A 14,066-nucleotide genomic window follows, 5' to 3' on the forward strand; every position below is an offset into this window, starting at 1 on the left:
TTACGCCCTTAATTCAGTAATAATTTCAGTTTTAGACGCGTCCGTTGCGCCGTCTAGGATCAGCTCGCCGATGCTTGCCGCGCGGATTAGCCCGCTGCTCGGATTTTTGACGCTATCGATCGCGCCTTTTACCTCGGCACGGACGTCGCTGTATTCAAACGCTAGCGTCGTATTTATAAGCTCGCAGTCTTGCAAGCGTAAATTTTGTATATAGCAAAAGCCCTGCAGGCTCTCGATCTTGCAGTTTCGTAGCGTTACGTTTTTGGAATTCCACCCGAAGTACTCGCCCGCGATAAAGCAGTCCTCGATAAGGATATTTTCGCAGTTCCAAAACGCGTCCTTGGAGAGGAGCTTGGAGTTTTTGATCGTTACGTTTCTACAGCCGTCAAAGCAGTAATCTCCGAAGAGCGATAGATTTTCGATGCTTAAGCCTTCGCAATCAAGCCCGAAATACGCGCCCTTTGCGGTGACGTTTTTTAGCATGACGTCGCTGCAGTGCCACAAGGTCTCCTGCGCGTCGTGGAATTCCACGTTTTGAAGCGCGGCGTCTTTTACGCGGCGAAGCCCCTTGGGCGCGCCGTAGAGGCAGTCTTTTAGCACTACGCCGCGGCTATACCAGATCCCTGCGCGCGCGACCTCGTCGAATAAGCAGTCCTGCGCGCGGATATTTTCGGCGTACCAAAACGGATATTTCCACTCAAATTTACAGTTTTGCGCGACGATATTTGCGCTGTGTTTTAGCGGCGACTCGCCCTCGCCGAAGACGGAATTTTCGATCCGCAGATCCTTTGCGCCGAACAGCGCGCGCTCGCCGCTAAAGTGCTTTTGTTTTAATATTTGCATGGCTTTCCTTAGATTTAAAATTTGCTTCAGATTATACAAGGAATTTCAAAATTCCGCATAGATTAGGCGTATGAAACGCAAGCGAATTTTAAAAATTTTAAAATTTAAAGGCGGCGAGGGGCTAAATTTGATGTGCCTCGGTAGTGGTTACGAAACATATGCGGTGAATGCGCGGCAAATAGCCGCGCGCCTATAAGTCAATGGTGTACGTGCAAAATGCCCATAAGCGCGTCAGGTAGCCACGGCTAGCCGCGTATTTACGCAGGCATCTGTATCTGCTCGCGACGCGTGTCGCTCGAAAGATACATAAAATTTATCGCGAGCGGCGCTTTAAAATTTATAAAATTTTCTCCGAGCAGCATGTAAATTTTAGCAGACGTCTCAAAGAAGCGTAAATTTTACCCCGCGCACAAACGGGGCGCGTCTAATGCTCGTGGTGATGCAAGTGAATATCTTCGCCGCGGTCTCGATCTGTAGCACGCTTTCGCAGATCAAAATACACAAAAAGCCCGCTAGGCTCGCCATCCTCGTAAATTTCAAGTTTGTAGCGCATTACGGCGTGCGTGCATACTGCAACGTCAAGCGTCGCTTCATAGCCGTCTGCACTGCGCTTTAGCGGGAATTCCGCATTGCCCATATTCATACTCACGCCCGAAATTTTAACGCTCGGATTTTTCAGCTCACGCGAAATTCCGCTTATTTTTAGCTCGTTTGCTCCCGCTTCGATCGGATGGCGCGCCACGCTAAAAAGCGCCTTCTGCCCGCCCGCGTTAGTCTCGCAGTCCTGTGCGGCTAGATTGCAGCCCAGACGCGTCCTTATGTCCTTAAATAATGCATCGCTCTCATCCGCGCTAAATCCTAAAGTAGCGGCGAAAATCAAGCTAAAACGTAGAGCCTTTATCATTATGATCCTTTGTAAATGAAATTTGTGCGCAATTTTAGCAGAAAATTCCGCGCCTATTAAAAATATTTATTAAAATTTTAGCTAAAATAACGATATCTTCTACGAAAGGATGAAAAATGGCTGAGTTTTTAATCAAAGACGCTAAGGACGGCTGCAAATTCGATCTACTCTATGACGGACACGTGCTATGTACTTCGGAGGTTTACACGAGCAAGGCCGCTTGCAAAAACGGTATCGAAAGCGTCGTAAAAAATGCCGCGCTAAATAAGATCGAGGATCAAATCGCAGGCGGCGAGAAGCTAAACAATCCGAAATTTGAGCTCTATACCGATAAAGCCGGCAAGGTTCGCTTCCGCCTAACGGCTAGCAACGGGCAGATCATCGCCGTTAGCAAGGATTTTGAAGCCAAAGCGGACGCCCTAAAAGTAATAGAGCTTATCGTAAAACAGGCCCCAAAAGCCAAGATCAAGGAGGCGTAAATGGACATAAACGGACTTGTAAATATGGTCTCTGCGCTTAAAAGCGACGATAAAAATTTAAGAGAATTTCAAAGCGGTCCGGTCGCGTTTATCGAGAAATTTTTAGGCGTGGATCTGCCAGACGATCAGATAAATGCGATAATTGCGGGCATCAGTTCAAATTTTTTAAGCAAAAACGAAAGCGGCGGATCTAGCTCGCTAGGCTCAATGCTGGGCGGACTTTTGGGCGGCGGCGAGGACGTACAAGCAAACGCCGTCGATAGCAAAGGTGTGGATTTTAGCGCGCTGATCGGTAAAATCGCAAGCGCCAAGCTCGACCTAAACGGCGACGGCAAAGTCGATATCAACGACGCAAGCAGCTTTTTGGGCGATCTTTTAGGAGGCGGCGCAAACGGCGAAGGTAAGGGGCTAAATTTAGGCAGCCTGCTAAAAACGTTTAAAATTTAAACGAGGCTAAATTTCAAACGCAGGCCGGATTTTGCGCGACGATGTTTAAATTTGCGCGCGCTATTTTAATCCGTGCCTGCACCGTTTAACGGTTTAAATTTATACTGCATTGCGCGCGCGATGCCTTGGACTTAGGCAAAACGAGCTTAAATTAGAACAAGACGGTGTTTAAATTTAAGCCGCTTCTTTGTAGCATTTTATTTATGCTGCCGCGACATAGCACTCTGCTCCACTCTTCTGATCGTCCATATTGAGCCAAAATAACCACAAACTGCTTTAAATTTTATCTTTGCTCTTTAACGTCCGCTTTAAATTTAGTCGCTCTTCGGCTCCGTTTCATTTCGCTACCCATTCAAATCTCCACGCAGTGCGTCAAAGCATATAGTCAAATTTCATCAAAATTTTAAAAACGGCTATAAATTAAGCGTGAAAGAGTTCGCCTAAAAAGGATATATTTTATTTCTATTTACTGTTTAGGTAGTATAATCGTCTTTGTCCGACAAGATAAAACCTCCTTTTTGTATGAAGCCCGAGTTTAAAAGCTCGGGCTTTTTTTATGCCCGAAATTCTGCTATAATCCCGCCAAAAAATGCAAGGAATTTTATGCTTACACATATCGACGAAAACAATATGCCGCGCATGGTAGATGTCGGCGCCAAGGACGAGAGCGAGCGCGTAGCCACCGCTAGCGGCATCATCCGTATGAGCGCGGAGGCCTTTGCCGCCGTCAAGCAAAACACGGCCAAAAAAGGTCCCGTGCTTCAAACTGCCGTCGTTGCCGCGATAATGGGCGCTAAAAAGACGAGCGAGCTAATACCAATGACTCATCCGCTTACGATTACTTCGATTAAAACCGATATTGAGGAGCTTGCGAGCGAGTGCGCATTTAAGCTTTTCGTAACTGTAAAAATCACGGGCAAAACGGGCGTCGAGATGGAAGCGCTAACGGGCGTGAGCGTGGGACTACTGACGATTTACGATATGCTAAAAGCGATAGATAAATCGATGCAGATTACCGACATCGTGCTGCAACGCAAAGAAGGAGGCAAAAGTGGCGTGTATACTAGGAGCTGAAAAGCCAAAAATCGACTATCCGCTCTTTTGGGAATATAAAATTATCCTGGACGCAAGCACCCAAAAGCGCGAGCAGATCGATGAAATTTTAAAGGGCGAAAATTACAAAATAGACTTTTCGCGCTTTTCAAACGGCGGCAAATATATGAGCTTCAACGTAAGCGTTTTCGTTAAAGACGACTTGCATCGAAACGAAATTTTCGAGCGCTTAAAGGCTCATTTTAAATACATACTGTAGGAGAGGATATGAAGGAAAAACTGATAGAAAAATTCGGCGCCGATCTCGCGCAAATTTCACAAGCCGAGCTGGCGGTCTGCGTGCAAAATTTAGCCTTTGAACAGAGCTTAAAGGCTCTACGCGGACTAAGCGAAGATGCAAAAAGCGCTAAAAGCGCCGAGCTAGTTTTAAGCTTTGCCGCCGAGCTTAACGAAATAGGAGCGCTAAAAGACGCCGCCTCCGAAGCGCTAATCGAAGGGGTAAAAAAGGCGCTGTGCGACGAGGACGAGCAGGCTCTTTACAAACTCATCTACGATTACGACGATCTGCGCAAAAAGATCGCTTGTAAGCAAAAGGCGATTAAAACCCTAGTTCTGCGCAGCTACGACGATCTGGATACCGCGCTGCAAAACGCAAGCGAAACAGAAGCAAAAGAGCGCATAGGCGTGGCGCTACAGCGAGCGATTGCGAGCAAATTACCACTTGCGGACGTGCTGAAAGAAGCGAGCGAGCTAGCCTTCATAAGCGTGCTAGAAAGCGGCACCGACATCGAGGACACCGCGCACGAGACGGCGAAAAACATCGCATTTTCGGCTATAGGAGATGGGGAATTTACGAAATTCCGTACAAAAGAAATTTCAAAAATCATCATAAATCGCGCGATTTTCGTCGCAAACGAGAGCAAAAATACAGCCTCTGCGCTGATTAGAGGCGCGATTTTAGGCTGCTACGACGGCATAAACAAAGCCGCCGAAAGATACCGCGACGAGCTAAGTTTCTCGCCAGCAAGCGACGCACAGAGCTTAGAAAACGAAAGGCTTCAAATTTCGCAGATGAGCGAGCTATTTAGCGCGGTTTTAAGCGATGCGGTCGCAAGCTCGGAGGAGCCCGCTAAAAGCGAAATCGCCAAGATCGCCGATGAAGAATTCGGAGGCTATTTGGCTAAATTTAGAAAAATTTCAAGCGATCTTGCCGAGCAGCTAAGCATCAAAATCGGCGAAATAGAGCTTGGCGAGCGCGCAAAAAAGGCAAGCGCCAAGGCGCGCGAAATCACTCAAGAGCTAAGCCAAAAAAGCGCCAAAATCATCGAAAACCTCGATCTGGACGAGAAGCTCGACGCAATCAAAAAAGAGCTTAGCGAGTTTGAAAAGAAGATGAGTCAAAAATTTGCCGAGCTAAAAAGCTCCGACGTCGCTAAAAACGTAAGCGAAAGAGCGCGCGAGATGAGCGCCAAGGCTTACGAGGCAGCAAAAGAAACGATCGCCAAGCTAAAGTCTAAAAAGGATTAAATGGGCGCCGCAGGCGCAAAATCCTAGCGACAAACACTCGGCGCTCGCTGCTTTGCGCTGCAAAATTTACTCACATGCCTATACTAGCATGCCTTAAAGCTCGCGTGCCCTAAAAGAAAGGAGCTTTCGTTAGAGTTTGCGAGGCCTGCGCAGAATTCTTTATGCGCTTTAACGGCGCTGTAAAATTTCATGCCGATAAAGAATTTTACGAATTTTGCATAACTAAATTTAGATGCGCGCTGCAAAATTCCGTGCCGCCAAAAATCCTACGGCGATGCGAGACCCCGGTCCAACCAAATCTTGCCGCAGTGATAAAATTCTAAGTGTAAAATTTTATAGCTGTCAGAGCATATATAAAATTCCAAAAACGGTGCGGATTTTTAAGCTTGAAATTTCATCGCGTAAATTTGCGTAGCAGAATTTTAAAATTCTAAACGCGTAAAATTTTAAAATTCCATCCAAAATGATACGGTACGGCTTGCAGTTTGAAATTTTATCCCGACGCGCGCAAATGAAATTTCGCGAGATAAATTCTACGAAAAGGCGTCTTGGCGTTTGGCATTTCTGTGATCATTTTCACTGCAGCGTAAGATGCGGCGCATTGGCTTTTACCAAATTAGTAATTAAAAATTTATGTACCGCAAAAGATTAGCGCGACTCACCTCAAATCATAGCGACATCCGAGCCCATTTTATCGCACGATTTGATTGCGCAAATTTCAAATTGCTCTTATCTGCCCAAACCGAGCGCCTGGTGTAAATAAAATTCTGCCACATTTATCGCAGTCTACGCTACACAAATTTAAAAGCTGTACCCACCCCCCCCCTGCCTTTATTTGGGCGCAGAGGCGCCTTATTTATACAACGTAGCACTTGGATTTGGATAAATCCACTACTTTCACATAGCAATGCCTCGCTTACGCCGCGATAAAATTCTGCGAAATCACCGCTAAATTTTATCGCTAAATTACAAAGCCCAATTCTATTTTAAAGGCGACGGCCGTCCTTAAATTTCACGACAAATTCCAAATAGATCGCGCTCACAAAATCCGGCAATCCAAAATAAAATTCTAAAAATTTAATCAAATTTCGCTAAAATCGCCGCAAAATTCCAAGGAGAAAAGATGAAAAAATTAGCTCTTTTAATATCCTTTGCTGCGATGATGATTTTTACCGGCTGCGCGAGTACCACGCAAGGCGGCGCCGTAGGCATCGACCGCTCGCAATTCATCACCGTAAGCGAAGCTGAAATGGATCAAAGTGCCGCGCTTGCCTACAGGCAGATTACCGCCCAAGCAAACGCCAAGCACGTCCTAAATACTGATAAAAAGCTAACTGATCGCGTTAGAGGCATCTCGAAGCGCCTAATCGCTCAAGTCGGCGCATTTCGCAAAGACGCACTGAAATGGAACTGGCAGGTAAACGTCATCAACGACCCTACAATCAATGCTTGGTGTATGCCTGGCGGTCGCATCGTCGTATATACGGGCATCATCGAAAAGCTTAAGCTTACCGATGCCGAGCTAGCTGCTATTTTGGGGCACGAGATGTCGCACGCACTGCGCGAACACAGCCGCGAGCGAGCCTCGACTGAACAGATGAAAGATGTCGGTATCGCCGTAGCAAGCTCTGCAGCAGGGCTTGGAGATCTGGGCTCAGCAGCTTTGAACATGGCGGCGCAGTACACATTCACGCTGCCGTTTTCGCGCACGCATGAGACGGAGGCCGATCTGATGGGCGTTGAGCTGATGGCGCGCGCAGGATACGATCCGAGGGCGGCGATAAACGTCTGGGAGAAGATGAATAAGCTAAACGAGAGCCATCCACTTAAATTTATGTCCACGCACCCTTCAAACGACGATCGTATCGCCGATCTAAAAGAAGTGATGCCGAAAGTCTTGCCGCTTTACGAGGCCGCCACAAGAAATAGATAGTCTTGCGATTTAAAATTTCGCAAGAGTTTGCGCGCTGAGGTTTTTTAAGTAGCAGGTTTTATCGTCGCATTTAAATTTCTCAATGGGCTTGCGCACAGCGCTAGGATTATCCGCCGCCGCGCCAAAGCTCTATCGCGATAGAATCTCGCCGCGACAAAGGCCTGCCGCAGCGCGAAATTTTAAATTACCGCAAAATTCTACGCACGGGCGCGAGGCATTTTCCACGCCTTTTGGATTTTAAAGCGTTTTTAGATATAATCATAAATATTCATTTTTAAATTTCAAAGGATAAGAAATTTGGACACGGACAGTTCGGTTTTAATGTTAGTTTTAGCTTTTGTATTCATCTTTATGAATGCTTTTTTCGTTCTTTCGGAATTCTCAATCGTCAAAGTAAGAAAGTCTCGCCTCGAAGAGCTTATCAAGGATAAAATTCCAAACGCAAAGCTCGCTTTTAAAATTTCAAACTCCCTTGACACCTACCTCAGCGCCACTCAGCTAGGCATTACGATAAGCTCGCTCGCCCTCGGCTGGATCGGTGAGCCAGCAGTATCGAGACTGATTGAGCTGCCGCTAAGATCCATCGGCATAGGCGGCGGAGCGGCGGCGCATACGATCGCCTTCGTCATATCTTTTACGCTCGTTACGTTATTTCATGTCGTACTCGGCGAGCTAGTGCCAAAATCCATCGCTATTGCTAAAACCGAGAAGATCGTGCTTTTTATCTCCAGACCGCTTCATATTTTTTGGATTATGTTTTTTCCGATCATCAAGGCATTTGACTTCATCGCTGCCGTCTCACTTAAAATCATCGGCGTAAAGCCCGCTAAAGAGAGCGAGCTTGCGCTTTCGGACGAGGAGATCAAAATCATCGCAAGCGAGAGCCTAAAAGGCGGCGTACTCGATAGCCTAGAGACCGAGATCATCAAAAACGCTGTCGATTTCAGCGACACGGTCGCCAAAGAGATAATGACGCCGAGGCGCGATCTAGTTTGCCTAAATAAGCAAAAAAGCTACGATGAAAACTATGCAACCGTATTGCAGTCGAAATTTACGCGCTTCCCGTATATCGACGGCAGCAAAGATAACGTCCTAGGTCTCATCCACATCCGCGACATCATCCAGCAAAAGGGAGATAAAAGCTTCGATAAGATCGTGCGCAAGCTCATCATCGTGCCTGAAAACAGCCCGATCTCTAAAATTTTACCTATGATGAATAAGCAGCGCATTTTTGCCGCGCTCGTCATCGACGAATACGGCGGCACGGCGGGATTTTTGACGATGGAAGATATAATAGAAGAAATTTTTGGCGACATCAACGACGAGCACGACGCGAATGCGCAAAATTTCAAACGTATCGACGAGAACACCTTTGAGTTTAGAGGCCGCTTCGAGATCGAAGGCGTCGAGGAGGTGATGGGTATCGACTTCGACGAGGAGACCGAGCAGCTAACGATCGGCGGCTACGTCTTTAATCTCTTCGGCAGCCTACCTGAAATCGGCGATAAAATAAGCGATGAAAACTGCGACTACGAAGTGCTGCGAATGGATGGCACAAGAGTTTCGCTCGTAAAAGCGATCAAAAAAGTAGTTGCGCAACCGCAAGAAAACGAAGAAGCGGAGAAAAATAACTAAGCCAAAATATGGGTTAATAAAATTCGCTCTGTGATGCTGCGTGCCGGAAATTTCAAGCGCGTTGCCGCTTGCGACGCGGCTAATTCTCATATCGGGTAAAAATTTTTTGCTGCTACCACATAGATGCCCTAATAGCGGACAGAGGAATGCCCGCGCCCTGTAGGATTTACAAAAGTGCTATTTATAAACCTTCTGCGCGCTGTAAACGAAAGGCGAAATTCTACCGCGAAAATTCTGCCAGAGCGGCGCTAGATACAATTTCTTGATAAGCCTGTTTCAAATTTTGCGAGATCGTAGATTTTAAAATTTTGCGGAATTTTAAAATTCTAATTGATCTAAATTTCTCGCCTAACTTAAATAGTAAGCCCTCTGTAAGCCCAGGCCAAGCGAATTTTAAATCCAAAGCCTAAGCGTAAAATTCTAAAATTATTAAAGATAAAATTTTGCTGCGCAGTAATCGCAGAGTTAACTCTATTGATTTTAATCATAAAATTTCACCAATCTTACTTTAAAACTTCGCAATTTTAAATTCTAAAAATTCCTAAGTAATCAAGTCGGCACGCCTTAAAATTCCGCATAAATAAATCTTAAATTCCTTTTTGCTACCATAACGAAAATTTTTCGCACGGATGGCTTTATGACAAAACACAAATTCTCATCGCGTTGGGCCTTTATCATCGCTTGCGTGGGCTCTGCTGTAGGTATGGCAAATGTCTGGGGCTTCCCTTACAAACTCGGCACGAACGGCGGCGGCGCATTCTTGATAATCTACGTTTTTTTCGTAGCGCTGTTTTCATACGTAGGCCTAAGCGCCGAATACGCGATCGGTCGCCGCGCCAAAACAGGCACGCTGGGCTCATACGAATACGCGTGGAAAAGCCGCGGACTTGGCGCTATCGGTAAGGTTATCGGCTGGTTGCCACTTGCCGGTTCGATGTGTATCGCAGTGGGCTATGCCGTCATCATCGCCTACGTTTTAAAGGCGCTAGTTCAAGCCATAGACGGCTCGCTAATGAGCGAAAATACCGATACGTGGTTCAACTCTTTTGCCCTGACGCCCTACTCCGTGGTGCCTTATCACTGTATAATCGTCGCAGGCACGTTGCTGACGCTGTTTTTCGGCGCCAAAAGCATCGAAAAAACGAATAAAATTATGATGCCGCTATTTTTCGTGCTATTTGCGATTTTGGCGGTTAGGGTCGCGACGCTGCAAGGCGCTACAGGCGGATATGCCTTTCTTTTTGGCGCCGATTTTACTAAGCTAGCAGATCCGATGGTTTGGATTTCTGCGATGGGACAGGCATTTTTCTCGCTATCGATTACGGGCTCAGGGATGATCGTCTATGGCGCGTATCTATCCAAGGACGAAGACGTCGTATCTGCGGCAAAAAATACCGCGCTATTTGACACGCTAGCCGCGATGGTAGCTGCGCTAGTGATGATCCCTGCAGTATTTGCTTATGGAATGGATCCTGCGGCGGGGCCTAAGCTACTTTTTGTAACTCTGCCTAAAATTTTGCAAAATATGGCAGGTGGTAGAATCTTTGCGGTGATTTTATTTACCGCCGTGATTTTTGGTGGAATTTCATCGCTTCAAAATATGTTCGAAGTAGTCGCCGAATCGCTAATGCATAAGTTTCCAAGGCTAAGCCGCGCCTTCACGCTTGCGCTATTGTGCGCGATCTGCCTGGGTGCGGGCCTTGGTATGGAAGCGATAAGCTCATGGGGTCCGTGGATGGATTTCGTATCAATTTATATCATTCCGATTGGGGCTGTAATCGGCGCAATATCGTGGTTTTGGGTGATTAAGCGGAATGAAATTTTAGATGAGATCAATCTGGGCGCAGAGAGGGTTCGCGGCAAGCTCTGGTATGATATCGGGCGCTTTGTCTATGTCCCGCTGGCGCTACTTTTATGCATAATCGCGCTTAATATGCATATTTCGTTTTAAACTCATCGCGTTGCATTTATGAAAATGCAACGACTGGCAAGATACGGCAAAGAAGGCGAAATAGGGTAGAATTTTAAAATTCTACCTAATAACGAACTTAAAAATTTAAATGGTCAAAACGACTTTAAATTTTAATACGTTATGAGAATAAAGCGTTATAACGTGCCAAAATTTTACAAAATAGGGGATTTATGAGAGATTACGATAAAGAGCCATTGATCATAAACGATTACACCGTCTATCATGTATTTTCCTGGAGCATATTTACTTGCATATTGGGTTTTTCGCTTTTGGGTTATGATCTGATTACGACTGGCACTACGGGAAAATTTAGCGCTTTCGGTACCGTTTCTTTAATTTTTGTGACATATTCTTTCATACGGCTAAGAATTTCGGCGGAGCAAAATTTTTCTAAAAATCCGAGCTATTTTTATTTTTCAAACAGCCTGATCCGCTACGTCGAAAATATAGATATGAAAGATAGCATAATTTCCGAAACCAAAATAGCCCCCGATCCGTCCGCAAATATATCTAGCGTTCATTTCTGCGTAGTATGCGAACTAGAAAACTCTTACGGCAGGTTCCATTATTTAAGCTCGTATGAGTTATATAGATATTCAAGCATAGGCGTTCATATAGGCAAACTTGCTCTTTATATAAAGCATCTAATGCTATATTTAATATTTGCTCTGCCGTATAAAATTTACAAGCTCAAAAAGAGCTCGGAGCCCCTTTGGCTGTTAAAAAGAAATTTTGTCGTTAAATTTAACAACAGAAATTACTTTTTAATAAATGCCGTATCTACAAAAGAGTATTATGAGCTGCCGCAATATTTCAAGGCGCTAAACGTAAAAATAGAAGATCGGACCGACTTTATACCGCAGGCTCAAAATAGCGGCTATTTCACCGATAAAAACGAAATTTACAGCGACGATTTTAGCGATACGCAAATTCCGAAGAAAAATTTTAAATGGAAGCTTAGGCGGTTTTTTAGTTTGGATTGAAATTCTAGTTCAAACGGCAAGCCGTTAAATTTCACGAGTAAATAGGGCGGAGTGGGGCAGCGAGACGAATACCGCTCGCCGCTCCTCTGGCTTGCCGCATTCACAAAGCTATGGCGGGTAAAATTCACTCAGCCCGTCGCCAAGGTAGAAAAGCTTTGGGCAATTCAGAATTTAACCTCAGCCCATCACAGCCGTAAAGCTGCGGCAAGCCAATCGATCCGACCCGTCGCCGCAGCAAATCCTCGGCGATCTGAGGATAGAGCCTCGCCCTAAACCCCAGACCGCTTCCAATCCCTACTTCGCCCCTTTAGGCGGCATAAATGCGGTTAGTTTAATATCCTCGCCCGCCTTGTGTTTATAAAGCTCGATATTTACTAACGCCGTATGGGAGATATTGCCGTTGGCAAGCTCGCTCGTAGGCAGGTCGATCGTAAGCACGTTCGGATTTCCGTTTTTGCAAAGCCCATCGGCGTTAGGATCGTACCACGCGCCTTCAAAGATCTGCACCACGCCGCGCATTATGTCATCGCTTACGTTCGCACCTGCTAAAATTTCGCCGCGAGCGTTATACACGCGCACCAGATCGCCCTGCTTTATGCCGAGCTCTTTAGCGTCCTCGGTATTTATTAGTACCGGCTCTCGATCTGCGACGGCGTATCTCTTGCGATTTGAGGTATTGCTCTGCTGCGAATGCAAGCGGTCATACGGATGAATGCTAAGCAGGTGAAATTTCGCGGGCTTATCCTTCATCCCGAGCCACTCGACGGGCTCGAACCACATCGGATGCGCGCCGCAGTCTTTGTAGTTCATCGCAGCGATCGTATCGGAGTAAATTTCAATTAATCCGCTAGGCGTTCCCAAAGCCTCCAAAACGGGATCATTTCTAAAATCCTCAAATGTCACGTACGCAGCACTCTCTGGCGTTTCGTAAAATTCCGTCGGCTCGTTTTTCTCCCACCACTGCTCAAAGCTCGGCATCTGTATTCCCAAAGCGGTGTTTGCGTTCACGGCGCTTCCCGCTCCTTCGTAAAATTCTTTGATCCAATCCATCTCCGTTTTGCCGCCGTCCGTATAAACCTCGGCAAGCCCGTCTGCGTAAGCCTTGCAAAGGTCGGTAAAAATTTGATAATCGTCCTTCGCGCCGTGCTGCTTGGCGACGACCTGCTTCATCGGGATTATATGCATATTGGAGTAGTCTCCGCTCATCGTGATGTCGTTGCGCTCATACTGAGTTGTGGTCGGAAACACGATGTCTGCCATCTTCGCAGTCGGCGTCCAGTAAATTTCATTCACTACGATGGTGCGCGGCTTGCGCCAAGCCTTGATGTTGGTGTTGGTGTCTTGATGGTGCACGATAGGATTTCCGCCGACCCAGTAGATGAAGTCGATCTGAGGATAGGTGATCTTTGCGCCGTTTGCGTCGATCGTTTTGCCCGGATTTAGCAGTGCGTCTGCGATGCGAGCTAGAGGAAAGGCAACCTTCGCCGTATTTACAAGCCACGCTTGAGTAGCTTCGCCGCCTTGCTTCTGATCCTGCGCAAGCCCTAGGAATTTGCCGTCCTTAACGACGCCGACGCTTGCCGCGTTCATTCCGCCGATCACGCCGCCCGCGCAGGTAGGCGCACCGCCGTTAGCGTAGTGGTAGCTAAAGCCGAAACCGCCTCCGGCAAGTCCGATCTGTCCTAGCATCGCGCATAAAGTTACGATCATCCAGTGCGCCTGCTCGCCGTGATGAGCGCGCTGGATACCCCAACCCGCCATTATCATCGTGCGGTTTTCGTAAAATTTTATCGCGAGCTCTTTGATCACGTCCGCGCTAATGCCGCAAATTTCACTGGCCCACTCTGGCGTCTTAGCCACGCCGTCGCTCTGCCCCGTAAGGTAGGGCACGAATTTTTCAAAGCCCACGGTGTAGTTTTGTAAAAATTCCTTATCGTACTTGCCCTGTGAGTAGAGATGCTGCGCCATACCCAGCATCATCGCCACGTCGGTGTTCGGGCGAGGGGTGATCCATCGCGCCTTGCCCTCGAAATACTTGCCGCTTACGGTTTTGATCGGATCGATGATGATGATCTCTTTGTCGCTGTTTTTTAGCTGCTCGAAATACTTAAATCCCTGCTCGTCCGAGCTCGTCCACGCCACGCGAAGCGTAGAGATCGGATTGAGCCCCCAAAAGACCACTACTTTGGAGTTTTCAAGCACTACGGGCCACGAGGTTTGCTGCTCATAGACCTGATTTGAACCCGTTACGTGCGGCATGATGACCTGAGCCGCGCCCGTGGAGTAATCG

General features: G+C 46.8%; 13 protein-coding genes. 10 read left to right on the plus strand and 3 right to left on the minus strand.

Features of this window, described 5'->3' with window-relative positions:
• A complete protein-coding gene (locus Q0135_RS10205) occupies positions 1-843 on the minus strand; it encodes a DUF3737 family protein (RefSeq protein WP_297990242.1) in 843 nt (280 codons plus the stop codon).
• Between the two features lie 70 nt (positions 844-913).
• On the opposite strand from Q0135_RS10205, the gene Q0135_RS10210 reads away from it, so the two are divergent.
• On the plus strand, positions 914-1,039 hold the full coding sequence (locus tag Q0135_RS10210) for a hypothetical protein (RefSeq protein WP_297990243.1): 126 nt from the start codon (positions 914-916) through the stop codon (positions 1,037-1,039).
• A 228-nt stretch (positions 1,040-1,267) separates the two neighbouring features.
• On the opposite strand, the gene Q0135_RS10215 is transcribed toward Q0135_RS10210, so the two are convergent.
• Positions 1,268-1,747 (minus strand): hypothetical protein, encoded by a 480-nt coding sequence (locus Q0135_RS10215; protein ID WP_297942224.1) that lies wholly within the window; start codon positions 1,745-1,747, stop codon positions 1,268-1,270.
• Positions 1,748-1,863: 116 nt separating this feature from the next.
• On the opposite strand from Q0135_RS10215, the gene Q0135_RS10220 reads away from it, so the two are divergent.
• The 9 genes from Q0135_RS10220 (at position 1,864) to Q0135_RS10260 (ending at position 11,776) form a co-directional block, all read left to right on the plus strand.
• A complete protein-coding gene (locus Q0135_RS10220) occupies positions 1,864-2,226 on the plus strand; it encodes a YegP family protein (RefSeq protein ID WP_297896536.1) in 363 nt (120 codons plus the stop codon).
• Positions 2,227-2,673: a hypothetical protein gene (locus tag Q0135_RS10225; RefSeq protein WP_297990245.1), complete on the plus strand. Its 447-nt coding sequence runs from the start codon at positions 2,227-2,229 to the stop codon at positions 2,671-2,673.
• A 603-nt stretch (positions 2,674-3,276) separates the two neighbouring features.
• Positions 3,277-3,747 (plus strand): cyclic pyranopterin monophosphate synthase MoaC, encoded by a 471-nt coding sequence (gene moaC, locus Q0135_RS10230; protein ID WP_297990246.1) that lies wholly within the window; start codon positions 3,277-3,279, stop codon positions 3,745-3,747.
• Positions 3,725-3,985 carry a DUF493 domain-containing protein gene (locus tag Q0135_RS10235; RefSeq protein ID WP_297961700.1) on the plus strand — a complete coding sequence of 87 codons (261 nt, stop codon included), beginning with the start codon at positions 3,725-3,727 and terminating at the stop codon, positions 3,983-3,985. Before moaC ends, Q0135_RS10235 begins: the two co-directional genes overlap by 23 nt.
• A gap of 8 nt (positions 3,986-3,993) precedes the next feature.
• Positions 3,994-5,253, plus strand: coding sequence for a hypothetical protein (locus Q0135_RS10240; RefSeq protein ID WP_297990248.1), 1,260 nt, complete (start codon positions 3,994-3,996; stop codon positions 5,251-5,253).
• A 1,123-nt stretch (positions 5,254-6,376) separates the two neighbouring features.
• Positions 6,377-7,186 carry a M48 family metallopeptidase gene (locus Q0135_RS10245; RefSeq protein WP_177386661.1) on the plus strand — a complete coding sequence of 270 codons (810 nt, stop codon included), beginning with the start codon at positions 6,377-6,379 and terminating at the stop codon, positions 7,184-7,186.
• A gap of 321 nt (positions 7,187-7,507) precedes the next feature.
• Positions 7,508-8,821 (plus strand): hemolysin family protein, encoded by a 1,314-nt coding sequence (locus Q0135_RS10250; protein WP_297945686.1) that lies wholly within the window; start codon positions 7,508-7,510, stop codon positions 8,819-8,821.
• Between the two features lie 637 nt (positions 8,822-9,458).
• Positions 9,459-10,772, plus strand: a complete 1,314-nt coding sequence (locus Q0135_RS10255; RefSeq protein ID WP_297990249.1) for a sodium-dependent transporter — start codon at positions 9,459-9,461, stop codon at positions 10,770-10,772.
• Between the two features lie 191 nt (positions 10,773-10,963).
• The gene (locus Q0135_RS10260) at positions 10,964-11,776 is read left to right on the plus strand and encodes a hypothetical protein (RefSeq protein ID WP_297990251.1); all 813 of its coding nucleotides are present in this window, start codon (positions 10,964-10,966) and stop codon (positions 11,774-11,776) included.
• 294 nt (positions 11,777-12,070) lie between these two features.
• Here the strand turns inward: Q0135_RS10260 and Q0135_RS10265 are convergent.
• On the minus strand, positions 12,071-14,066 hold a 1,996-nt coding region (locus Q0135_RS10265), incomplete at its 5' end, for a molybdopterin-dependent oxidoreductase (protein WP_297990253.1).

The organism is uncultured Campylobacter sp. (assembly GCF_937981295.1).
Taxonomy (GTDB): domain Bacteria; phylum Campylobacterota; class Campylobacteria; order Campylobacterales; family Campylobacteraceae; genus Campylobacter_B.

Excerpts from the sequence above, each read along its gene's own strand:
- Q0135_RS10260 (WP_297990251.1), top strand. The coding sequence starts at position 10,964 with ATGAGAGATTACGATAAAGAGCCATTGATCATAAACGATTACACCGTC.
- Q0135_RS10225 (WP_297990245.1), top strand. The coding sequence starts at position 2,227 with ATGGACATAAACGGACTTGTAAATATGGTCTCTGCGCTTAAAAGCGAC.
- Q0135_RS10255 (WP_297990249.1), top strand. The coding sequence starts at position 9,459 with ATGACAAAACACAAATTCTCATCGCGTTGGGCCTTTATCATCGCTTGC.
- Q0135_RS10240 (WP_297990248.1), top strand. The coding sequence starts at position 3,994 with ATGAAGGAAAAACTGATAGAAAAATTCGGCGCCGATCTCGCGCAAATT.
- Q0135_RS10250 (WP_297945686.1), top strand. The coding sequence starts at position 7,508 with ATGTTAGTTTTAGCTTTTGTATTCATCTTTATGAATGCTTTTTTCGTT.
- Q0135_RS10205 (WP_297990242.1), bottom strand. The coding sequence starts at position 843 with ATGCAAATATTAAAACAAAAGCACTTTAGCGGCGAGCGCGCGCTGTTC.
- moaC (WP_297990246.1), top strand. The coding sequence starts at position 3,277 with ATGCTTACACATATCGACGAAAACAATATGCCGCGCATGGTAGATGTC.
- Q0135_RS10215 (WP_297942224.1), bottom strand. The coding sequence starts at position 1,747 with ATGATAAAGGCTCTACGTTTTAGCTTGATTTTCGCCGCTACTTTAGGA.
- Q0135_RS10245 (WP_177386661.1), top strand. The coding sequence starts at position 6,377 with ATGAAAAAATTAGCTCTTTTAATATCCTTTGCTGCGATGATGATTTTT.
- Q0135_RS10210 (WP_297990243.1), top strand. The coding sequence starts at position 914 with ATGAAACGCAAGCGAATTTTAAAAATTTTAAAATTTAAAGGCGGCGAG.
- Q0135_RS10220 (WP_297896536.1), top strand. The coding sequence starts at position 1,864 with ATGGCTGAGTTTTTAATCAAAGACGCTAAGGACGGCTGCAAATTCGAT.